This is a genomic window from Curtobacterium sp. L6-1, from assembly GCF_018885305.1.
In the GTDB taxonomy this organism is placed as follows: domain Bacteria; phylum Actinomycetota; class Actinomycetes; order Actinomycetales; family Microbacteriaceae; genus Curtobacterium; species Curtobacterium aetherium.
The window spans coordinates 1,182,674-1,205,266 of record NZ_CP076544.1; the positions used below are offsets into that span (position 1 = coordinate 1,182,674).

General features: G+C 72.4%; 17 protein-coding genes, 4 tRNA genes and 1 pseudogene. 7 read left to right on the forward strand and 15 right to left on the reverse strand.

Features of this window, described 5'->3' with window-relative positions:
• Positions 1–20 precede the first annotated feature (20 nt).
• Entirely contained in the window at positions 21–1,940 is a 1,920-nt protein-coding gene (locus tag KM842_RS05475; RefSeq protein ID WP_216261470.1) for a glycoside hydrolase family 18 protein, read from the reverse strand.
• Between the two features lie 139 nt (positions 1,941–2,079).
• Positions 2,080–2,634, reverse strand: a complete 555-nt coding sequence (locus KM842_RS05480) for an NUDIX hydrolase (RefSeq protein WP_253206264.1) — start codon at positions 2,632–2,634, stop codon at positions 2,080–2,082.
• Positions 2,635–2,705: 71 nt separating this feature from the next.
• Here KM842_RS05480 and KM842_RS05485 point away from each other — a divergent pair, with 71 nt between their 5' ends.
• Positions 2,706–3,893: a hypothetical protein gene (locus tag KM842_RS05485; protein ID WP_216261471.1), complete on the forward strand. Its 1,188-nt coding sequence runs from the start codon at positions 2,706–2,708 to the stop codon at positions 3,891–3,893.
• Between the two features lie 44 nt (positions 3,894–3,937).
• Here the strand turns inward: KM842_RS05485 and KM842_RS05490 are convergent, their stop codons facing one another.
• From KM842_RS05490 to KM842_RS05505, 4 genes are all read right to left on the reverse strand, one after another.
• Entirely contained in the window at positions 3,938–4,447 is a 510-nt protein-coding gene (locus tag KM842_RS05490; protein WP_216261472.1) for a hypothetical protein, read from the reverse strand.
• A gap of 101 nt (positions 4,448–4,548) precedes the next feature.
• Positions 4,549–4,620, reverse strand: a tRNA-Val gene (locus KM842_RS05495).
• 22 nt (positions 4,621–4,642) lie between these two features.
• Positions 4,643–4,716 (reverse strand) — tRNA-Cys (locus KM842_RS05500).
• 86 nt (positions 4,717–4,802) lie between these two features.
• Positions 4,803–4,874 (reverse strand) — tRNA-Gly (locus KM842_RS05505).
• A gap of 282 nt (positions 4,875–5,156) precedes the next feature.
• On the opposite strand from KM842_RS05505, the gene KM842_RS05510 reads away from it, so the two are divergent.
• The 5 genes from KM842_RS05510 to KM842_RS05530 all read left to right on the forward strand — a co-directional run bounded on the left by KM842_RS05510 (position 5,157) and on the right by KM842_RS05530 (position 11,492).
• Positions 5,157–5,229, forward strand: a tRNA-Val gene (locus KM842_RS05510).
• 96 nt (positions 5,230–5,325) lie between these two features.
• Positions 5,326–6,864 (forward strand): DUF3375 family protein, encoded by a 1,539-nt coding sequence (locus KM842_RS05515; protein WP_216261473.1) that lies wholly within the window; start codon positions 5,326–5,328, stop codon positions 6,862–6,864.
• Positions 6,861–7,664, forward strand: coding sequence for a DUF4194 domain-containing protein (locus KM842_RS05520; RefSeq protein ID WP_216261474.1), 804 nt, complete (start codon positions 6,861–6,863; stop codon positions 7,662–7,664). Before KM842_RS05515 ends, KM842_RS05520 begins: the two co-directional genes overlap by 4 nt.
• Positions 7,661–11,029, forward strand: coding sequence for an ATP-binding protein (locus KM842_RS05525; RefSeq protein ID WP_216261475.1), 3,369 nt, complete (start codon positions 7,661–7,663; stop codon positions 11,027–11,029). Before KM842_RS05520 ends, KM842_RS05525 begins: the two co-directional genes overlap by 4 nt.
• A gap of 124 nt (positions 11,030–11,153) precedes the next feature.
• The gene (locus KM842_RS05530; protein ID WP_216261476.1) at positions 11,154–11,492 is read left to right on the forward strand and encodes a hypothetical protein; all 339 of its coding nucleotides are present in this window, start codon (positions 11,154–11,156) and stop codon (positions 11,490–11,492) included.
• A 262-nt stretch (positions 11,493–11,754) separates the two neighbouring features.
• Here the strand turns inward: KM842_RS05530 and KM842_RS05535 are convergent, their stop codons facing one another.
• Positions 11,755–13,218: a peptide MFS transporter gene (locus tag KM842_RS05535; protein ID WP_216261477.1), complete on the reverse strand. Its 1,464-nt coding sequence runs from the start codon at positions 13,216–13,218 to the stop codon at positions 11,755–11,757.
• Positions 13,219–13,448: 230 nt separating this feature from the next.
• Between KM842_RS05535 and KM842_RS05540 the strand changes: the two are divergent.
• A pseudogene (locus tag KM842_RS05540) lies at positions 13,449–15,595 on the forward strand (acyl-CoA dehydrogenase family protein).
• 39 nt (positions 15,596–15,634) lie between these two features.
• Here the strand turns inward: KM842_RS05540 and csrA are convergent.
• From csrA to KM842_RS05580, 8 genes are read right to left on the reverse strand one after another with little or no spacing between them, the layout of a single operon-like run.
• A complete protein-coding gene (csrA, locus tag KM842_RS05545; RefSeq protein ID WP_216261478.1) occupies positions 15,635–15,883 on the reverse strand; it encodes a carbon storage regulator CsrA in 249 nt (82 codons plus the stop codon).
• Between the two features lie 48 nt (positions 15,884–15,931).
• Positions 15,932–16,900 carry a hypothetical protein gene (locus KM842_RS05550; RefSeq protein ID WP_216261479.1) on the reverse strand — a complete coding sequence of 323 codons (969 nt, stop codon included), beginning with the start codon at positions 16,898–16,900 and terminating at the stop codon, positions 15,932–15,934.
• Positions 16,875–18,929, reverse strand: coding sequence for a flagellar biosynthesis protein FlhA (locus tag KM842_RS05555; RefSeq protein ID WP_216261480.1), 2,055 nt, complete (start codon positions 18,927–18,929; stop codon positions 16,875–16,877). Before KM842_RS05555 ends, KM842_RS05550 begins: the two co-directional genes overlap by 26 nt.
• Positions 18,926–20,125, reverse strand: a complete 1,200-nt coding sequence (locus tag KM842_RS05560; RefSeq protein WP_216261481.1) for an EscU/YscU/HrcU family type III secretion system export apparatus switch protein — start codon at positions 20,123–20,125, stop codon at positions 18,926–18,928. Before KM842_RS05560 ends, KM842_RS05555 begins: the two co-directional genes overlap by 4 nt.
• Before the next feature lie 4 nt (positions 20,126–20,129).
• Positions 20,130–20,891: a flagellar biosynthetic protein FliR gene (locus tag KM842_RS05565; protein WP_216261482.1), complete on the reverse strand. Its 762-nt coding sequence runs from the start codon at positions 20,889–20,891 to the stop codon at positions 20,130–20,132.
• Positions 20,891–21,166, reverse strand: a complete 276-nt coding sequence (locus KM842_RS05570; protein ID WP_110824888.1) for a flagellar biosynthetic protein FliQ — start codon at positions 21,164–21,166, stop codon at positions 20,891–20,893. Before KM842_RS05570 ends, KM842_RS05565 begins: the two co-directional genes overlap by 1 nt.
• A gap of 30 nt (positions 21,167–21,196) precedes the next feature.
• On the reverse strand, positions 21,197–22,033 hold the full coding sequence (fliP, locus tag KM842_RS05575) for a flagellar type III secretion system pore protein FliP (RefSeq protein ID WP_420362087.1): 837 nt from the start codon (positions 22,031–22,033) through the stop codon (positions 21,197–21,199).
• Complete coding sequence (locus KM842_RS05580; RefSeq protein WP_216261483.1) at positions 22,030–22,590, reverse strand: FliO/MopB family protein; 561 nt, start codon at positions 22,588–22,590, stop codon at positions 22,030–22,032. Before KM842_RS05580 ends, fliP begins: the two co-directional genes overlap by 4 nt.
• Positions 22,591–22,593: the final 3 nt, after the last annotated feature.

Consider the following 22,593-nt stretch of genomic DNA (forward strand, 5'->3'; position numbering starts at 1 on the left):
GGGCGCCTGCCGGCCGGCGGTCAGCGGGTCGCGCCGGTGACGACGGCGTGCGCGAAGGACCAGGGCGCCTCGGCCACGCCGGAGCACATGTAGGCGCCGATCGACGGGTTGCAGGGCTGGTCGCGCGTGGCCTCCCAGTAGGAGAGGACCTCGACGCCGTTCGCCACCGACCAGGCGGCCAGGTGCTCGGCGTCGGCCCGGGTGAACACCTCGCCGGTGTCGTTGAGCCCGACCATCGGGGTGATGCCGACGCGGCCCAGGCGCTCCCGCGCCGAGAGCCCCGCGTAGGCCGGGATCGTCGCCAGCTGCTCGGCGGTCGCGAGGGCGGCGGCCTGCGCTGCCTCCCCCATCGGCTGCGCACCCTGTCCGTAGTCCATCGCCATCACGTTCACCGCGACCGGTCGCACGCCGGCCTGTGCGAGCCCACGCACCGCGGCGACGCCCTCGGGCAGCAGCCCCGTGGGCATGACCGGCAGGGTGAGCGACACGTCGAGGTGGCGACCCTTCGCCGCCTGCGCCCGGACGACCGCGGCGATCGCCGTCGCCCGCCGCTGGTTCGCCGCCGTGTTGCCGAGCGATGAGCCCTCGATGTCCAGGTCGATGCGGTCGACGCCGAACCGGTCGACGACCTGCTGGTAGGCCGCCTGCAGCCGCACGGGGTCGGTGCACTTCAGGGCGAGCTCGCTGTTCACGGCGCCGCCGAAGGACACGACGACCTGTCCGCCCGTCGCCTGGAACGCGCTGATGTTCGCGTGGAAGTCCTGCGGTCCGCCGATCCGGTACGCGTCGAAGCCCGCCCACGCCGGTGTGCACGCGCTGCCGCCGTTGTCGGACACGACGAACGCCAGGGTGAACGCCCGCATCCCGGTGCGCTGGGCGAAGGTGGTCAGGTCGGCGGTCGGCCAGAGCCCGAGGTCGACGTACGGCGCGACCAGGGTGTCGGCGACGCGCGGGCCGGTGAGCGGCGCCGGCACGGCGATCGGGGTCGGCGCGGGGTCCGACGGTGCCGGTCCCCCGGTGGGGCCACCGGTCACCCGGCAGCCGACGTCGTGCCCGGCCGGCACGTCGAGGACGGTGCAGGCAGTCGGGACGAGCCCCGCGCCTCCAGGCGTGCGCGAGGTCAACCCGAACGCGGTCGCGGCCCCGGCGTCGAGGGCGGTGCCGTAGCTCGGCGCGGACGCGGTGAAGCCGTCGGCGGCGGGAGCGACCACCGCGTCCCACATCGCGTCGACGGTGCCGGCGTAGGTGAAGCGGATGCGCCAGGGGTCGAGCCGGAGCGTCGTGCCGTTCGTGACGCTGACGGAGGACTGGGTGCCGGTCGACCACGACGCGTTGTTCAACCAGCCGACCGAGACCGTGCCGTCGCGGCCGGTCGTCGGGGCGGAGGGGGCGGACGGGGTCGGGGTCGGCGTCGGCTTCGCTGTGGGGCTCGGCGTCGGCGTGGGCGTCGGCTTCGCGGTGGGGCTGGGCCTGGGCGTCGTCGTCGACGGGGTGCCCGGGGTCGCGCGCCCGCCGTTCAGGGAACACGGCAGCGAGGACCCGACGACCGTGCACGAGGTCGGGACCATCCGGGCTCCCGCGACCTTCCGCGAGTCGATCCGGAAGGACGTGGTCGCACCGGCCCGCACGTCGGTCCGGCCGGTCACACCCGCGACGGTGAAGGACCCCGTCGTGCTCGAGACCTTGCGGACGTCCCGGTACACGCGCGGTCGGGAGGCGTAGGCGAACGTGATCCGCCAGCCCCGCCACGTCGTCGCCGAGCCGTTCTTCACGCTGATCGACGACCGGAACCCGGTCTTCCAGGAGTTCGTGTTCTTCCAGGTCACGCTGACCCGCGGAGCGGGAGCGGCCTCGGCCGGCGCCGACGTGGTGCCCGTCGCGACGAGCGCGAGCACGACGGCGACCGGGAGGAAGCGGCGGGACAGCGATGATCGCGACAAGACGGTGCTCCTCGGTTCGGGGACCACTCCGACGCCCTGTCGTACCGGACGTCACGAGCTCTGCTCTCCCCTATCGACCACCGACGCCCGCCCGTCGGTGTGGTTCGGACCGTCGGTCCGGTCGGTCCCGTCGGTCCGGTCAGGGGGTCGCCGACGCGGACCCGTGCAGGAGCGGGAACCAGTGCCGGTCCCGCAGCAGGCTCGTCGCCGCGTCGACGCCGACCCAGTCACCCCGGACCACCGGCGCTCCGCCCACCGACCACACGCCGAAGTTGGCGAGCGGTGCCGGCCAGGGGTAGTCGCTGGCTCCCACGTCCACGACGTTGCGGACCGCGCCGACGTAGTGCGCCTCCCGGGGTGCCCCCGTCACGACGGCGACCAGCTCGGCCAGCGTCGACGCGCCGCCGGGATCGCCGACCGCGACCGCTCGGGTCGGGAGGTCGAGCTTGCCCGCTCCGTCGCGCGGGACGCAGAAGACCCGGTCGTCGCGGCGGAGCAGGAGCCGCACCAGGCACATCGGAGCGGGCGCTCGGCCGCCGCGGACCACCAGCGCCCGCCCGCCGGGCGGCAACCAGGGTGCGTCGACCCGCTCGGCGACCACCGCCTCCTGTGCGTCCCTGGTGTGGTCGAGCCCGTCCGCATCGGGCTGCCTGGCGGAGCGCGGAGAGGACGCAGGTGCCGGAGTCTGCTGCATGGTTCCTCCTCGTCGGGCACGGTACTGCGTCAGGACCGGGACGTGGGCGAGGAACGCGGTCCCGGGCAGCTGTGCGCCGCAACGGTGTCGGCCTCGCGCGCGACACCTCGAGCCACTGCAACTTCACCGACACGACGAGTTCGACGGTCTACGTCGTGATGGCGGCGTCGATCGGCGTGGTGTGGACAGCCACCCCGGTGGTGGCGGTGTTCCTCTTCCGGGCACCGCTCGGCGACCGGGCGAGGCGCGCCGCCGTTCGGGCGGGGGTCGTGCTCGCCCTCGTCGGGATGTCGACGGGCTTCCTCATGGTCGGGCCGACGGGGGCGCAGCTTGCCGACTACCGGGGCATCGTCGGCGCCCACACGGTCGGGGCGCCGGACGGCGGCCCTGGCCTGCCCGGCCCCGGGTGGAGCACCGTGGCCGGTGACCTGCGCGTGCCGCACTTCCTCGGGATGCACGCACTGCAGCTCCTCCCGCTGCTCGCCCTCACGACGGAACTCCTGGCCCGGCGGGTGGCCGCACTCCGTTCCGATCACGTCCGCGCGCGCATGGTCCTGGACGGTGCGGCAGCGTGCGGCGGTGTCGGCGGGATCACCCTCTGGCAGGCGCTCCGGGGCCAGTCCGTCGTGCAGCCCGACGGTGCCACCCTCGTCGCCGGCGTCCTGCTCGTCGCGGCCACCGCCACTGCGACGGTCGCGGTGGTCCGTGCCGGTGCCACCACTGCCTCCACCGACCCACTCCCCACAGCAGTCCGTGACCCGCCGTGGTGTCGGCCGCCGCGGTCACTGCTCGATGTGGTCGGGCTGCTCGCGGCTCGGTCGTGGATGTACTCGTACGTCGGGTCGGGTCGTTCTCGGTCGCCGACCCAGAAGCCGAGGGTCTTCCCGCTGCGGACGCCGCTCATCACCCGTCTGTCGTCGGTCTCGAAGACGACCACGAGGGTGTTCCCCTCCTCGAGATCCCACGAGCCGGAGAAGTCCACCGGCAGGCTGCCGGTGCTGCACCCGGCTGGGATGACCATGACGGGAACCCGCGCGCAAGCGAGGCCCTGCGGGACGCCCTCAGCGGTGAAGGTGTGGTCATCCCGCATCACGATGGTGCTGCCGCCATCCGGTGAGAGCGTCCACGCTCCGACTGGATCCGCCATCGGTTCGAAGAACGACGACGAGCAGCCCGTCGCCGTCAGCAGTGTCGCCGCGGCGAGCACCACGGCCGCTGGCCACACCTTCCGCACCGCTTCCCTCTCGCTTGCCTCTTGACCGTCCGGTAGCCGCTGTCCGCCGCCCGCTGGAGATCCTGCGCGCTACGCCTTGTCCCCTCGGGCGACGATGAACGAGTCGAACAGGGCTCTTCCGGAGCGGTCGCTGGTCGAAGCGTCGATGGCGATGCCGTCTCGGCCCTTCGGCACGTCGATGGGGACACGGGTGGTCGCGCCGCAGTGGATGTCCGCTGCACCGAGGCCCTCCTCAGCGTCGAGTGATGCGCCGCTCCCGTCTGGTGAGGTGGTGAACGCGCGGACGGAGAGGTGGACGGTCTTCGTGGACCGGCACACCGCGAGGACGTCGTACGGGCCTTCGAGGTCCTGCTCCAACGCGATGCTGGCAGTTGCCTTCCCGGGGGTGTCGTCACCCAAGGTGAGCCGGCCCCCTCCTCCGCCGAAGTCGCCGGCGAGATCCGCCGACATCTGCGACATCCACTGCTGTCCGTGGTCCTCTGGCACGGCGTCCTCGTGGCTGCTGCAACCGGTGAGGGCAACCGTGCCTGCGACGACGGCGACGAGCGCGGCAACTGAACGGCGGCGGGAGTGATGCACGGAACGATCATGCCGTGCGCGGCGACCACCGCGCGACCCCACAGAGGACGTGGCCGCATAGACGCGAAAAACCCCCGGGATCCCCGGGGGTTTTCGTTCGGTGGGCGATACTGGGATCGAACCAGTGACCTCTTCCGTGTCAGGGAAGCGCGCTACCGCTGCGCCAATCGCCCAGATGCATCCGCCGGAGCGGACTGGAGGTGGGGACGGGATTCGAACCCGCGTGGACGGCTTTGCAGGCCGCTGCCTCGCCTCTCGGCCACCCCACCATCAAGGTCCACGTCTGGCGTAGTACCCGATCGGTGGGATACCTCTTCTGGAGAGTTGCTGCCTTCCGGAGAAGACAGGCACCTCGAGCGGATGACGAGATTCGAACTCGCGACCCTCACCTTGGCAAGGTGATGCGCTACCACTGCGCCACATCCGCATGATCTGACCGGAGTCACATCGTTTTCGTCCGACCCGCTCTCGCGGCGACTCGTAAACTGTACCCAGTCCCCACTGTTTCTCCAAAACCGTCTTCGTTCACCGGGCGTGTCCCCCGTGTTCATGCGGATCGGCGGGGGTCGGGACCGGCCGTCCGTGCCCGCCTCCGGCCCGTCTCGAGCGCGCCCCCGGTCTCCGGGGGCCCCTGCGACGCGCGCGACCGGCGCTCGGGTTCGGACCATCGCCTGACATCCGCTACTATCGATCCGCACGCAAGTGCAGGGGGCGATTGGCGCAGTTGGTAGCGCGCTTCGTTCACACCGAAGAGGTCATCAGTTCGAGTCTGGTATCGCCCACCCCATCAACGAGAGCCCGGCGCAGCACGCGTCGGGCTCTTCGTGTCCCGGGCCCCGCCCCATCACCACCCTCCGTACGACCGTAGCAAGGGCAGCATGACCGACGTCGACCTCGAGTTCGCCAGGGTCCGCCAGGTGCTCGACCGTCCGACGCTCCGTCTCATGTCCCGGCCGACGAGCGCGGCGGTCGTCTCGGTGTTCCGCACGGTGTTCGACCGCGACGTGCAGTACGTGCCCGCGGACCGGATGCACCTGCAGGTCGAGGAGCACGTCGCACGGCTGCAGGCGACCGGTGCCCGCGTCCCGGCGAGCGACTCCCCCGCCGTCGAGCCGTCGTCCGGGGAAGCCGCCCGTCCGAACGGTCGCTCGCTGTGCCGCGAGTGGGTGGCCGCACAGTGGCTCGTCCGCTCGAACTCCCCCGACGGCGACGAGCAGTACAGCCTGACGAGCCACGCGTTGGAGGCGCTGAGCCTCATCGACGCGCTCTCCTCCGAGCGCGCCCTGATCAGTGAGAGCCGGCTCGCGATGATCGTCGACGCGGTCCACCGGTGGGCCGCCCGCGCCGAACCCGACCGCGACACCCAGGTCCGTCGCCTCGACGCCCAGATCGCCGAACTGCAGGCCGAACGCGAGCGTCTGGCCAGCGGCGACGAGGTCGTCACGGTCGACGCCGACCGGATGCGCGACGGTTACGCGAACATCACCGACCTCATCCGCCAGCTGCCGAGCGACTTCAAGCGCGTGGAGGAGGCCGTCGCCACGATGCACCGCGAGATCGTCGAGGACTTCCGCGACGAGGTCCGTCCGATCGGCGAGATCCTCGACGACTACCTGGCACGCACCGACAACCTCATGGAGTCCACGCCCGAGGGCCGCGCGTTCCAGGGTGCGTTCGAGCTCCTGCGCGACGACGCCCTGCTGCTCCGGCTGCGTGACGACATCACGACGATCCTCGAGCACCCGTTCGCGGACTCCCTCAGCCCGACCGAACGCCGGACCTTCCGCGGAACGGTCGGCATCCTGCGCCAGGGCATCGAGGACGTCCTCGCCCAGCGGCGGATGCTCACCGCCACCCTCCGCGACCAGATCGTCGCCCACGACGTCGTCCGCGACCGCGAGCTCGACGCCGTGCTCCGCTCGGTCAACCGGGGGCTCGCGGCGTGGATGGACACCGGTTCCGCGCGGGACCGGGTGCCGCTCGGCCTCCTGCCGCCGTCCGCGACGATCGGCACGCTGCGCGAGAAGTTCTACGACCCGGACGCCGAGTCCGTCCCGCCGCCCATCGAGGAGCCGGACGACGACGTCTTCGAGGAGATCGACGTCGACTCGCTCCGGCGGCACGGCGGTCCGCTCCTCGCCGAGCTCCGCTCCGTGCTCCACGGGTCGGCCGCCGGGTCGAGCGTCGACGCCTTCCACGAGTTGCCCGCCGAGCAACGCCGACCCGTCGAGCTCTTCGGTCTTGCACACCTGCTCACCGGGCACGAGGACTTCGAGCTCGCGACCACCGAAGCACCGCACCACACCGTGCGACCGGACGGCGAACCCGTCACCTTCCACATGCCGACCGCCGCCCTGCCGGACTCGGTCGACGCCCGGACCCCCAACGACGACGACCCCGGCCAGGAGGCACGGTGAGCGACACGACGCCCGCACCCGTCGACGACGAGGTCGCCTTCCCGGACGCCTCCGGCGTGCCCGACCCGGCGCCCCACGACGAGCTCGACGAACGCGACGAGAGCACCTTCGCCCTGTTCGAGGGCGACGAGGGCCGCCTCGACGAGCCCCAGCGCCGCGCCCTCGTGGCGCTCCTCCGGCACCCCTACGTCAGCGCGCGGACCCACACCGACGAGTGGCGAGCCGTCCTCGACGCCGAGCACCAGCTGCGGTCGCGGCTGAACGACCTGTTCCTCGAGCTGCACGTGGACCGGGACCGCGAGGTCGCCTTCAAGCGCCAGGCCCGGTCGGAGAGCACCCGCCGCGGGTTCCCGACGCTGCTCCGCGACGCCCCGTACACGCGTGAGGAGACGATCATCCTCGTCTACCTGCGGATGCGGTTGCGCGCCGACGCCCGACCAGGGCCCGACCAGGTCGTCGTCGACCGGTCCGAGATCCTCGGGCACGTGTCCGGCTTCCGCCCGGCGACGGCGACCGACCGCACCCGCGACGAGGCCCGCGTCGCCAAGGCCGTCGAGCGACTCGTCACGGCCAGGGTCCTGCTGAAGACCACCGACCCCGACCGCTTCCGGGTCGCGAGCGTCGTCGAGGTCCTGCTCCCCCTGGAGCGCCTCGTGGAGCTCGACACCTGGCTGCGGAACGCGACCAGCGGCGGCGGCGAGCCGACCGACGGGGCCGGGACGGGCCTCCCGGCCGATGCCGGCGACCCGGAGACCGACGCGGACGCCGAGGCGGACGACAACGAGGAGGACCGCGCGTGAGCACCGTCGACGTCGACACCACCGGCATCCCGGCCCTGTTCGACACCGTCGCGCAGTGGCGTGCCGAGTCGATGCAGGTCGTGAACTGGGGCGGCTTCCAGGGCCACCGCCAGGTGGAGCTGTCGGGCACGGCGACCCTCATCTCGGGCGCGTCCGGCACCGGCAAGTCGACCCTGATGGACGCCTACCTGGCCGTGATGATGCCGTCGGACGTGCCGTTCAACGGCGCCTCGAACGACGCGACCACCGGACGGGCCCGCAGCGCCGACCAGCGCAACCTGCTGACGTACCTGCGCGGCAAGGTCGACACCCGACGCGACCCGGAGACCGGCGCGCTGCGCGACGTGACGCTCCGCGGCGACGAGCAGACCACCTGGGGTGCCGTCGCGGTGACCTTCCGCAACGACGACGAGCGGCGCTTCACCGTGCTGCGTGCGTACATCGTGCCGCGTCGTGCCCGCGGTGTCGCCGACATCCAGATGACCATGGCGACCGTCGACGACGTGTTCGACCTCCGTCGCCTCGAGGACTTCGTGCCGGGACGGTTCGCGCACCTCGAGCTGACCGGTCGCGTGCCCGGGCTCGTCATCCGCGACACCTACCAGGAGCTCGCGTACACGCTGCAGACCCGGCTGGGCATCGGCGACTCCGGTGGCGGCAACCGGGCGATGCGCCTGCTCGCGCGCATCCAGGCCGGGCAGCACATGCCGACCGTCGACGCGCTCTACAAGTCGCTCGTGCTCGAGACCCCCGGCACGTACGAAGCCGCCGACCGTGCCCTCGCGCACTTCGCGGCCCTCGACGAGGCGTACGAGGCGATGGACACCGAGGAGCGCAAGGTCCGCATCCTCTCCCCCATCGCCGCCCTGCACGACGAGATCGAACGGTCGCGCGCAGCCGCGGCAGCGCTCGACGGCATCGCGACCGGGGCCGACGTGTCGCCGTTCGCGCACTGGACCGCGAGCCGCAAGCGGGAGCTGCTCGACCTCGAGGTCGAACGGAACACCCGGGAGCGCACCGCCACCCGCGCCGAGGTGGAGGCCGCGTCGGCGCGCCACGCCGCGGTGGAGGTCGAGCTCCGCGAGGCCGAGGCCCGGTTGCGCGACTCCGGCGGCAACGCCCTGGCGCAACTCGAGGACCGCATCGACCGAGGGACACGGGAGCGCGCCGCCGTCGCCCGCACCCGCGAGGTCTTCGACGAGCGCACCGCACCGCTCGGCGACCCCGTCACCACCGAGACCGCGTTCACCGAGGCGCAGCGGGCGAGCCACGAGTTCCTCGGCACCTACGCCACGAAGCGTGACGAGCTCGACGCCCGCCGCGACGCGCTGACCCGCGAGGAGTTCCCGCTCCTCGACCGGGAGCGCACCCTGCGGCAGGAGCGACGCTCGCTCGAGCACCGGCAGGGCGCGATGCCCCTGCCCATGCACGAGGCCCGGGTCGCGATGGCCCGTGCCGCCGGCCTGGACCCCGCCGACGTCCCGTTCGTCGCCGAGTTGCTCGACGTGCTACCGGCCGAGGAGCAGTGGCGGACCGCGATCGAGTCGGTGCTCGCCCCCGTGGCGCGCACCCTGCTCGTCGACGAGGACCGCCTCGACGACTTCAGCGCCGCGATCGACGGCCTCCGGCTGCCCGTGCGCGTGCAGTTCGAGGGCGTCCCGCTCGGTCCGCACCTGGACCTGCCCGGCGACCACGCGATGGTCTCCGGCAAGCTCGCCATCAAGGCGTCGCCGTTCAGCACGTGGGTGCGCGAACGCATCGAGTCCGACCGGATCGACGCGCGGTGCGTCACGGACGCCGCCGACCTGGGCGGCGGCGGCCGGCGCGTCACCGTCTCCGGCCAGCTCCGCGACGGCCGCCGCGGCGCACACGGCGACCGCCGGCAGGCGAACGTCATCGGCTTCACGAACGAGTCGCGCGTGCGGTCGGTCGAGACCGAGCTCGCCGAGATCGCGGCGGACCTCACCGCCCTGGAGGCGCGGCGCACCGACGTCGCGCAGGACCTGGCCGCGCTCGACGTGCTCCGGGCAGCGCACCAGCACCGCGTGGACGTCACGTGGGACGCGGTCGACGTGTCCGGCGCCGACGCCGCCCTCGCCCGCCTGGAGGAGGAGCGGCACGCCCTGCTCGCCGCCGACGACGGGCTGCGCACGCTGCGCGAGTCGGTCGCCCGGCTGCGCGCCGCGCTGGACGAAGCCGCCGACCGGCGATCCGCCGCACGCCTCGGCGTCACGCGGCTCGAGGAGCGGCACGCGGTCCTGGTCGACGGGCAGGACGCCGCCGCCGAGATCCTCGAGCGCTTCGCCGACGCCCCGGAACGCCTACCGGACGAACAGCAGGAGCGCCTGCTCGCCGAGGCCTTCGACGAGGTCGGCGCCCCCGACGGGGTGGACGGCTTCGACGACGCGACCAAGCGCCTCCGTCGCCGGCTCGAGGAGCGACTGTCGCAGGCGCTCGACGGTGCCGCGACCGCCTCGACCGCTCTCACCACCACGTTCGAGCGGTACCAGGACGCGTGGCCGGACCCGAACCTCGGCACCGGGGTGGCGTCGTACCCCGACTACCGGGCGATCCTCGACCAGATCGTCGCCACGGGCCTCCACGCCCGACGCAGCGAGTGGCGTCGTCGGCTGTCGCAGTGGAGCGGCGAGGACCTCGTCCCGCTGTCCGGTGCGTTCGACCGAGCCGTCGTCGAGATCGAGGAGCGGCTCGAACCGGTCAACGAGATCCTGCGCGACCTGCCCTTCGGCGCGAACCGGGACCGCCTCAAGATCGTCATCCGTCGGGTCACCCGCGAGGACGTCACGCAGTTCCGCAAGGAGCTCCGTGCGCTGTCCGCCTCGGTCGACGCCGAGCTGACCGACGACGTGCTCGAGACGCGCTTCCGCCGGCTGCGGCGGTTCATGGCCGTCATCCGTCCCGACCCGGAGGCGCCCCGCGGCCGCACCACCCAGCGCGACGCCGTGCTCGACGTCCGCCGGCACATGGAGATCACGGCCGTGCGGTACGACGTCGAGGGCAACGACCTCGGCGTGTACTCGTCCCTCGGCGACAAGTCCGGCGGTGAGACGCAGGAACTCGTGGCGTTCATCGTCGGCGCCGCCCTGCGCTACCAGCTCGGTGACGAGACCCGGCCCCGGCCGCGCTTCGCCCCGGTGTTCCTCGACGAGGCGTTCATCAAGGCCGACTCGGAGTTCGCGGGACGTGCGGTGACGGCGTGGCTGCGGCTCGGGTTCCAGCTCGTGGTGAGTGCGCCGCTCGACAAGGTGACGGCGCTCGAACCGTCGATGGAGCGGCTGCTGTCGATGCGCAAGCACCCGGACACGGGGTACTCCTCGGTGACGGAGATCCGCCGGAGCGCCTGAGGCGGGCCGCCGTCCGGCTGTCGGGCCGGGCGGTCCGCCCGTCCGGCTGGACGGCCGGGCGGCTGCTCGGCCCGGCGGTTCGCCCGTCAGGCTGTCCGGCTGAGCAGCGCGGTAGGGTCGACGCGTGTTCGGACGACGAGAGCCCCGCCCCACCGGCCCCGACGATGTGGCCGCCGCCGACCTCCCCGTCCTCGGCATCGGTGCCGTCGTCCGGGTGGTCGCGTCGGACCGGGGCGACCAGTGGGCGGACGAGCCGATCGGGCTCATCGTCGCTCCAGGAGGCGCGCAGCTGGCTGGGTACGCCGGCGCCGGTGTGCGCGTGGCCTGGGTCGTCGAGTTCGACGAGCCCGCGTACACGACGGACGGCCGCGGCCCGTTCGAGCGCGCGACCGTCCAGAGTCGTCAGTTGGTGCCGGTGCCGGTGGACCCGGAGACCGTCACGGTGGACGCCGGGGCGTCCTGACCGCTCAGTACTCTTCCGAGCCGGCCTTCATCATGGCGGCGGCCGCCATGCAGGTGCCCACGCCGCCGAGGACGCCGATGCCGATGATGATGCCTGCGATGAGCTCGAGCATGGGGGTGACTCCTCGTGGTCCGGGGCCGGTGTGGCTGCGTCCAGGCTACCGGATCGCGCGTGCGCCCCGACGGAGGCCGCGCTCGTCCTGCCGGATGCCGGACCGGTCGGGCCGGGGCGCAGGACCGTCCTCCCGCAGGCCGCGCCCGTCCTACCGGATGCCGCGCATCAGGCGCAGCACCGGCTTCGCGAGCACCAGCAGCACGACGCCGACCACCACGGCCACGAGTCCGAGCACGGTGAAGTAGGGCGCCTCGGCACGCGGATCGTAGAAGGCGGACAGCACGCCCGTCATCGCGGTGCCGAGCGACACCGACAGGAAGAACAGCGCGACCATCTGCGTCTGGAACTTCGGCGGTGCGAGCTTCGTCGCGACGGACTGACCGGTCGGAGAGAGCAGGAGCTCCGCGATCGTGAAGACGAACAGGATGCCCACGAGCGCGATGACCGGCGTGCCGTTCTCCCCGGTGCCGGTGAAGGGCAGGAAGAGCAGGAACGCGACGCCCATGATCCCGGTGCCGAGCGCGAACTTCGTCGGGGTGCTCGGCTGCCGGTCGCCCAGGCGGGTCCAGACGGCGGCGAACACACCCGACAGCACGATGATCATGATCGGGTTGATCGACTGCACCCACGACACGGGCATCTCGAACCCGAACAGGTCGCGGTCCAGGCGCTGGTCGGCGTAGATCGTCACGACGGTGAACTGCTGCTGGTACAGCGACCAGAACACCGCGCTGCCGACGAACAGCGGGATGAAGGCGAACACCCGCGACCGCTCGTCCGCCGTCAGACCGCTGCCGAGGATCACGACGAAGTACGCGACCGTCGCGACGACCACCACGACGACGACCACGAGCGGCAGCGTGGTGACGGTGAGGAGACCGGTGAGCACCGCGACCACGACGACGACGAGGGCGACGACCGCGAGGACGGCCACGAGGGGGTACCGGCGTCGCGGCAGCGGGTTGGCGACGTGCTGGACGGCGTCGGGCAGGTTCCGACGCCGGATCGCGTACTGCACGAGACCGGCGGCCATGCCGACGGCGGCGAGCCCGAACCCGAAGTGGAAGCCGAGCCGCGACTGCAGCAGCCCGGTGAGGATCGGACCCGCGAAGGCGCCGAGGTTCACGCCGAGGTAGTAGAGCGAGAATCCGGCGTCCCGGCGGGGGTCGTCACGCTCGTACAGGGACCCGACGATCGTCGTCGCGGTGGCCTTGAGCCCGCCGGAGCCGAGCGCGATGAGGACGAGGCCGACCCCGACGCCCGCGACGCCCGGGATGAGGGCGAGCGCGATGTGGCCGAGCATGACGACGATCGCGCTGCCGAACAGGGTGCGGTCGGCACCGATCAGCCGGTCGGCCGTCCAGGCGCCGAGGATGGTGAAGAGGTACACCGACCCGCCGTAGGCGCCCATGATGCCGGTCGCGACCCCCTCGTCGATGCCGAGCCCACCGCGCGTCAGCGAGTAGTACATGTAGATGAGGACGATGCCCTGCATGCCGTAGAACGAGAAGCGCTCCCAGAGCTCCACGGCGAAGGGTGTGGACAGCTCGAACGGTTGCCCGAAGAACGTCCGTCCGGTCGCGCGCTTCTCTGGTCCGGTGGTACTCGACATGCCGGCCAGTGTGCCCGCGTGTGCGGGGTGGCACACAATCGTCGCGAGGGTCTCGCCGAAGGACCCGGTCGGATCTTGGAGGGTTCCCACGAACACCCCGGCGACCGTGCGAGCCCCGCTTGTGGTCATGCACGGCTGTCGTGCCGTACGCAACACACGTGCCTACGCTGGGGTGGTCGGACCGCCGGAACCGCGGCAGGTCCGCGACAGTGCAGTCCAGGAGGCACCCGATGGTCGACACCGCACCAGCCCGCACCAGCAGCGACAGCAGCACCCGTCCCGGAGGCAGCAGCACGCGCACGAGCACCGGCGGCGTCAGCGCGCCGAAGGCCGACGCGACCGGCGACCCCGCCGTCGGGACGCCCGTCGGCAGCACCGACACCGACGTCCGGATCGACGTCGAGATGCTCGCCGAGCACCTGCTCGGCCGCTGGGCCGAGGACCGCCGCATCTCGCGCCGTCTGGTCCGGGACCCCGCGCTGCACAAGATCGAGGGACAGCCGATCGCCGAGCACCGGGCCCGCGCGCTCGAGCAGCTCCAGGTGCTCGTCGACGCCGGCGCGATCCAGCGCCCGTACCCGCCCGAGTTCGGCGGCCAGGACAACCACGGCGGCAACCTCGCGGCGTTCGAGGAGCTCACCGTCGCCGACCCGTCGCTGCAGATCAAGGCCGGGGTGCAGTGGGGCCTGTTCGGCTCCGCCGTGCACCACCTGGGCACCGAGCGGAACCACCGCGAGTTCCTGCCCGGCATCATCGCCTTCGACGTCCCGGGCTGCTTCGCGATGACCGAGACCGGTCACGGGTCCGACGTGCAGAACATCGCCACGAGCGCGACCTACGACCCGGAGACGCAGGAGTTCGTCGTGCACACGCCGTTCCGCGGCGCGTGGAAGGACTACATCGGCAACGCCGCACTGCACGGCAAGGCGGCCGTCGTGTTCGCCAAGCTCGTCACCCGGGCGTCGACCACGGCGTGCACGCCTTCTACGTCCCGCTCCGCGACGACGAGGGCGCGTTCCTGCCCGGGGTCGGCGGCGAGGACGACGGCGTCAAGGGCGGCCTGAACGGCATCGACAACGGACGACTCTGGTTCGACCACGTCCGGGTCCCCCGTACGAACCTGCTCAACCGCTACGGCGACGTCGCTGAGGACGGCACGTACTCCTCGCCCATCGACTCCCCCGGACGTCGGTTCTTCACCATGCTCGGCACGCTCGTGCAGGGCCGGGTGTCCCTCGACGGCGCCGCGGTCGTCGCGCAGAAGATCGGCCTGCAGATCGCCCTCACCTACGCGATGCAGCGCCGCCAGTTCCCGACCGGGGACGGCCAGGAGGGCGTGCTGCTCGACTACGGCCGCCACCAGCGCCGGCTCATCCCCCGCCTGGCGACCGTGTTCGCGCAGTCGTTCGCGCACGAGAAGCTGCTGCAGACGTTCGACGACGTGTTCAGCGGCCGTCGCGACACCCCGGAGCGCCGCGAGGACCTCGAGACCCAGGCGGCGGCGTTCAAGGCCATGTCGACGTGGTCCGCCCTCGACACGCTGCAGGAGTGCCGGGAGGCGACCGGCGGCGCGGGGTTCCTCGCGGAGAACCGGATCACGGGCCTCCGTGCCGACCTCGACGTCTACGTGACCTTCGAGGGCGACAACACGGTGCTCCTCCAGCTCGTGGGCAAGCGCCTGCTCACCGACTTCCGCAGGGCGGCGCCGCGCGACGCGGCCTCGACGGCGAAGTTCGTCGCGGCGCAGGTCGGGTCGAAGCTCGCCGACGCCGCCGGTCTCCGACGGCTGGGTCAGGCCGTGTCCGACCGCGGGTCGCTCGCGGCATCGGTCGCCGACCTGCGCGACACCGAGACGCAGCGGGCACTGCTCACCGGGCGTGTCGAGACGATGGTCACCGAGATCGGGATGCGGCTGCGCACCGCGGGGAAGGACCGGGCACGCGCCGCGGTCCTGCTGAACCGGTCGCAGCACGAGCTCATCGAGGCGTCCAAGGCGCACGCCGAGCTCATGCAGTGGGAGGCGTTCACCGACGCGATCGCGGACGTGCCGCCGGGCGACACCCGCACGGTGCTGGTGTGGCTGCGTGACCTGTTCGCCCTCGGGCTGGTCGAGCAGCACCTCGACTGGCACCTGCTGCACGGGCGGCTCTCGGCCCAGCGTGCGCGGGCGGTCTCGGCCTACGTCGACCGGCTCGTGGCGCGGCTGCGTCCGGTCGTGCCGCAGCTGATCGAGTCGTTCGGCTACGAGCCCGCGCACGTCCGCTCCCCCATCGCCGCCGGCGACGAGCTGGCCCGGCAGGACGAGGCCCGCGCGTGGTACGCGGCCGAGCGTGCCGCCGGCCGGCTCCCCGAGCAGGAGAAGAAGCCCCGGCCGTAGGGGTGGCGCGCTCCCGGCGTGTCCGTGGCCGCCCGTGTGTCAGTTCGCGGGCGGTCGCGGCGCGCCGAGCGCCGCACGCAGGCGCGCCTCGGCGTCCTCGTCGGCACCCGCGGCAGCGGCGACGTTCGCCTCGGCCACGGCACGGACGACCTCTTCGCGCTGGATCTTCACGCCGCGGGGCGCGTCGATGCCGATCCGCACGCCGTCGCCGCGGGAGTCGAGCACCGTGATGACGATGTCGTCACCGATGAGGATCCGCTCGCCGACCTTCCGCGTGAGTACCAGCACCGGGCCAGCCTACCGACTCCGTGCGGCCGCACCGGGAGCGACGGGCGGTCAGAGCGTCCGCACCGGCAACCCGAGCAGGTGCACCGTGTCGGGCGAGGCGGTCTCCTCGGCCCCGATCGCCAGGACACCGGCGATCGGCACCCCGGCCTCGGCCACCGCGGCGGTCATCGCGACGGCGTCGTCGTGCTTGCGCCCGACGTCGAGGACGACCCAGACCTGGTCGGGTGCGAGGGAGGTCGTGGTCGCCGCGTCCGTCCAGGCCGCGACGGCGAGGAGCGCGACCCCGTCCCGCACCGCGTCCGCGCGGGCGAGGATGCCGCTGCGTCGGTCGGAGGCGGACGTCGCCCGTAGCCCGTGCCGGTTCGCGAAGACCCCGGCGGCGGCGTCGACGTCGGTGGGCCGGCCGACGAGCAGCACGAGGTCCCCGTCGGCCGAGCGGACGGCGGGGGGCGTGGGTCGCGACGGGCGTGCGGCAGCGGCGGGCAGGGCGGGCGTGGTGCCGGGGGCGACCAGCTCGGCCCGCAGGTCCGCCCACGGGTCGCTGGTCGGGCCTCCCGGCCCCGCCGCAGCGGGCACGTCGACGGGACCCGTCACGACGACACCGTCCGGGAGGCCCGGCTCGGCCGCCGCAGGAGGACCGCCGGCCCGGCGCGGCGGGGCCAGCCCGTCGGCGGCGAACCCGTCCAGCACCGAGGCGAAGGCGTCCGCGCGGGTGGTCGCGGTGCCGTCCGATTCGGCGATGCGGGCCTCCGCGGCCTCGGCGTCGGCGAGGAGCGCCGCGATCCCGACCCGCTTGGCCGGGGACGAGGCGATGGCGACCCGGGCGGTCGGCGGGTCGAGCGGGTCGGGGACCTCGACGACGGCCTCGACGTGGGCCTTCCGGAACAGCCCGGCGACCCCACCGCTGGTGACGCGTTCGGCGGAGACGATGCGTGCGCCGGGGCCGAACTCGGCGAGGACGGCGGCGCGGACCTCGTCGAGCGTCGCGCCGCTACGCTGCGATCGGATCGGCGGCACGGACCACTCCCACGGTCTCGATGGTGGAGCCCGCGGCCGTGGCCTCCTGGTACGACAGCACCGGCAGACCGTTCGCCTGCGCCGACACCATCCGGTGCACGGCCGGTCGGAGCTGCGGGGCGCAGACGAGCACGGCGGACAGCCCCTGCTCCTCGACGGCACGGACCGAGTCCCGCACGGAGCCGAGGACCTGTTCGATGCGGTGCGCGTCGAGCAGGATCTGGGTGCCCTGCTCCGACGGGCGGAGCCCCTCGAGCATGGCCTGCTCGAGCACGGGGTCGATCATGATGACCCGGAGCACCGTGCCGTCCAGGTGGCGTGCGGCCAGCGCCGGACCGAGTGCCGCACGGGCCGCCTCGACGAGCCCCTCGGGGTCGGTCGATACCTTCGCGCGCAGGGTGAGCGCCTCGCAGATCCGGCCGAGGTCGTTGATCGGGACGCGCTCGGCGAGCAGGCCCTGCAGGACGCGCTGCAGTTCGGCCATCGAGAGCATGCCCGGCACGAGCTCCTCGACGGCGGCGGGGTTGACCTGCTTGACGCCCTCAGCCAGGACCTTGACGTCCTCGCGGGTGAGCAGGCGGGCGGCGTTGTCGCCGATCACGGCCTGCAGGTGCGTGACGAGCACGGAGACACGGTCGATGACGGTCGCGCCGGTCATCTCGGCCGCGTGCCGGAGCTCGGCGGGCACCCACTTGCCGGCGAGACCGAACACCGGCTCGACGGTCGGGTCGCCCGGCAGGCCGTCGAGCTGCTCACCGAGGGCCAGGACGCTCCGGGCGGGGGCGGTGCCGCGGCCGGCCTCGACCCCGGCGATGCGGATGGCGTAGGTCGAGGGCGGCAGGTCGATGCTGTCCCGGGTGCGGACCGGCGGCACGACGATGCCCATGTCGATCGCGATCTTGCGGCGGAGCGCCCGGACGCGGCCGAGCAGGTCGTCGGACGAGCCGGAGACCATGTCGACCAGGTCCGGTGCGAGCAGGATCTCGAGCGCGTGCACGCGCATCTGCTCGAGGAGGTCCTCCGGGGTGTCGCTCGGCGGTGCGGCGGCCTCCAGTGCCTGCTGCTCCGCAGCCGTGGCGGCGGCACGCTTGGCGTTCTGGCCGATCCGCCACCCGGTCACGAGCAGCGTCGTTCCGATGAGCAGGAACGGCAGGATCGGCATGCCGGGGATGAACCCCATCGCGATGGCCGCGGCGCCGGCGATCATCAGGGCGACACGGGACTGCGACAGCTGGTCGGAGGCCGAGGTGCCGATGTCGGACTCGGCGCCGGAGCGGGTGACGATCATGCCGGTCGACACGGCCATCAGGAGCGCGGGGATCTGCGACACCAGGCCGTCGCCGATGGTGAGGATGCCGTAGTGGGACAGCGCGTCCGTGATCGTCATCCCGTTCTGCAGCATGCCGATCGCGATGCCGCCCACCAGGTTGATGACGAGGATCAGGATGCCGGCGATCGCGTCGCCCTTGACGAACTTCGACGCACCGTCCATCGCGCCGTAGAAGTCGGCCTCGGCGGACACCGCAGCACGCCGCTCCTTCGCCTGCACGTCCGTGATGAGACCGGCGTTGAGGTCGGCGTCGATCGCCATCTGCTTGCCGGGCATCGCGTCGAGGGTGAAGCGCGCGCCCACCTCGGCGACGCGCTCGGCGCCCTTCGTGACGACCACGAACTGGATCACCACGAGGATGAGGAAGATCACCGCGCCGATGATCACCGAGCCGGCGACGGCGACGTGGCCGAACGCCTGGATGACGTCACCGGCGAAGCCCTGCGCGAGCACGAGCCGGGTCGAAGCGACGTTGAGGCCGAGGCGGAACAGCGTCGCGACGAGCAGCAGCGACGGGAACACCGAGAAGTCGAGCGGCTTCTTGACGAACAGCGTCGTGAGCAGGATCACCAGCGCCAGCAGGATGTTGCAGATGATGAGGACGTCCAGCAGGAACGGCGGCACCGGCAGGATCAACAGCAGGATGATGCCGACGATGAGCACCGGGACGGCGAACTTCGGCAGGTCGGCGCGCTTCATGCGGGGAGGGCCTCTCCGGGAGTGTGGTCGGTGACGGTGCGCGGGGTCCGGAGCTTCCGGGGGCGGACGTCGCCGCTGAGCGTGGTCGGGTCGAGCACGGTGGCGACCTCCTCCGGGGTGGTGGGACGGGGCGGCGTGTGGGTGCCGGACGTGGCGCCGTGGGCGGCGAGCGTCATGACGAAGGACAGGACGCGGGCGACCGGCGTGTAGAGGTCGACCGGGATCTCCTGGCCGAGCTCGCACGCGGCGTGCAGGGCGCGGGTGAGCGGGACGTCCTGCACCATCGGGACGCGTTCCTCGGTCGCCTTCTGCCGGATCGCGTCGGCGACGGGGCCGGCGCCCTTCGCGACGACCCGGGGCGCGCTCTTGCCGGCTTCGTAGCGGACGGCGACGGCGTAGTGCGTCGGGTTCGTCATCACGACGTCGGCGGTCCCGATCGCGGCGATCATGCGGTTGCGGCTGGCGGCGAGCTGGCGGGAGCGGCGCTGCGACTTCACGAGCGGGTCGCCCTCGGCCTGCTTGTTCTCGTCCTTGACCTCGCGCTTGGTCATCATGGTGCGCTTCCGGTTCCGCCGGATCACGACGAACACGTCGAGGGCGGCGAGCACGAGACCCGCGGCGACCGCGGCCCGGAGGAGCGTGCCCGCGCCCTCGCCCGCCGCCTCGAGGACGCTCGTCAGCGGGAGCGACCCGCTCGACATGAGGACGGGGACGAGTCCCTGGACCGCGAACCAGAGCACGAGGCCCACGACCGCGGTCTTGAGCAGCGCCTTCACACCATTCCAGAGCGCCTGCGTGCCGAACACCCGCTTGACGCCGGCGATCGGGTCGAAGTGCTCCGGCTCGGGCGTCAGCTTCTTGATGTGCACACCGCCCTGCGCCACCGACACGGCGAGGACCGCGACCGCGACGACGCCGAGCATCGGACCGACCGTGGTGCCGACCGAGGCGAGGGCGTCGTCGAGCACGTGTCGCATGGTGCCGATGCTCGGGTCCGCGATCACGAGGGTGACCGCGTGCAGCTGCTGCTGCCCGGCCGCCGAGGCGTGCCCGATCGTCGACGGGATCATCAGCGCCGCGACCGCGATGCCGATCCACGCGCTGAGGTCCTGCGAGCGACCGAGCTGGCCCTTGCGGTGGACCTCGCGCATCCGCTTCTGGGACGCCTGTTCGGAGCGTTCTCCGCTGTCCGACACGTCGTCACCCCCTGCCCGTGATGGCCTGGACGGCGTCGCCGGTGAGGGACGACACGACGCTCGGCAGCGCCATGAACAGCGCGCCGGCGAACAGGACGGTGAGACCGATCTTGATCGGGAAGCCCATCTGGAAGGCGTTCAACGCCGGTGCGACGCGGGTGAGCAGCCCGAGGCCGACGTCGGCGAGGAACAGCACGACGACGAGCGGGCCGGCGATCTGCAGCGCGGCGAGGAACATCTGGCCGAACGCGGCGACGAGCATCGGAGCGACCCCGTCGATCGGGAAGCGGCCGTCCACGAGCGGCACGCCGTCGAACGAGCGGACGAGCCCGCCGATGATGAGCTGGTACCCGCCCGAGGCGAACAGCAGCGCGAGCGAGGCCATCTGGAACAGCCGGGTGAACTGGGCGCCGTTCACCTGCGACTGCGGGTCGTACGCCTGCGCGAGCGTGAACCCGCCGAACAGGTCGACGAGCGCTCCGGCGGACTGCACGGCGGCGAAGACCAGGAAGACCATGAAGCCCAGGACGAGCCCGACGAGCAGCTGGGTGACGAGGGCGACGAGGAACGCGGCCGTGTCGAGCTGCTCGTAGCCGACCGTGACCCGCGGGGCGATGCCGATCGCGAGCCCCAGGCCGAGGATGACCTTCACGACGCCGGGGAACGCCTTGTACGAGAACGGCGGGGCGACGACGAGGAACGCGACGAGTCGGACGCCGGCGAGCATCGTGCCCTCGAGCCGGGCCGCGTCGAGGACGAGCTCCATCACCCGCTCCCGAGCAGCTTCGGGATCATGTCGAACGCCACGTGCGTGAACGCGACCATCTCGGAGATCATCCAGTTGCCGCAGACCACCAGGGCGACGGCGACCGCGAGGGCCTTCGGGACGAACGAGAGCGTGACCTCCTGGATCTGCGTCACGGACTGGAACAGCGAGATCGCGAACCCGACGACGAGCGAGGTGACGAGGACGGGCGCGGCGAGCTTCCCCGCGACGAGGAGCGCCTGGAGCGTGAGGTCGATGACGGCCTGCTGGTTCACGAGGACCTCCCGGACCGCTCGGCGGCGACGCTAGACAACGTGGTAGCTCTCGATGAGCGACGTGATGATGAGGCCCCACCCGTCGACCAGGACGAACAGCAGGATCTTGAACGGCAGCGAGATCATCACCGGCGGGAGCATCATCATGCCCATCGACATGAGGGCCGCGGACACGACGAGGTCGATGACGAGGAACGGGATGAAGATGACGAACCCGATGATGAACGCGCTGCGCAGTTCCGAGATGATGAACGCCGGGATGACGGTGGTCATCGGCACGTCGGCCATCGACCGCGGGTTGTCCTGACCGGCGGCCCGCGTGATGAGGGCGACGTCCTCGTCCCGGGTCTGGTGCAGCATGAACGTCCGGATCGGCTTCGTCGCGACCTCGACGGCCTGGGTGAAGTCGAGGTGTCCGGCCAGGTACGGCTGCAGGGCGTCGTCGTTGACGTGGCCGATCACCGGTGCCATCACGAACAGCGACAGGAACAGCGCGAGCCCGGCGATCACCTGGTTCGGCGGGATCGACTGCAGCCCGAGCGCGTTCCGGGTCATGGCGAGGACGACGAAGATCTTCGTGAACGACGTCATCATGAGCAGCAGGGCCGGCGCGACACTGAGCAGCGTGATACCGATGAGTGTGACGACGGCCGACGAGGGCGTGCCGTCGGGCCCGTTCACGTCGACGCTGAAGCCACCGGTGCCGGAGGTCGCCGGGGCGGTCGGGGCGGTCGGGGCGGCGGGTGCGGTCGGCTGGACGACGCCGGCCGCGTGGGCGCCGGTCGTCGTGAGCATGAGGAACCCGGCGACCACCGTCACCCCCAGCAGGAGGAGCAACAGGATCCGGCCGGTGCGGGCCGCGCTCACCCGGTCCGCCGCGAGCGGAGCGCCGAGGCGGCCTGCCGCCAGGTGTCCGCCGACAGGACGGAACCCTGCAGCTGCTGGGCGGTCGGCACGACGGTGCGCTTCGTCTCGTCGCGCTGCGCACGACGGCCGCGCGGCCGCAGGGACAGCGGCGCCGCGGCGGAGCCGGTGTCCTGCGGGGTCGCGGCGACGGTCGGGAGGCCCGGGGCGGCCTGGTCCTGTCGGTCCAGTTCCGCACGGAACGCGTCCGCCGTCGGCAGCGCCACCGGCGCGGTGACGATCGCGAGGTCCGGCGCGGGTGCCTCGCGACTGGTGAGCAGGGTGACGCCCTGTTCGGCGACGCCGAGGACGAGTCGTTCCCCGTCGACGTCGACCACGACGACGCTCGCCTTGCCCCCGATCCCCTGTCGGGCGACGACCTCGACCGACGCGGCACGGCGCCCGCGCGCACGACCCGCGCCGAACTGCCCCTTCTGCATGCGACGGTGCAGCACCCACATGAGGGCGAGCACCACGCCGAGGGAGAGCGCGACGCGGAGCGCGATGACGAGCGTGTCCACGGG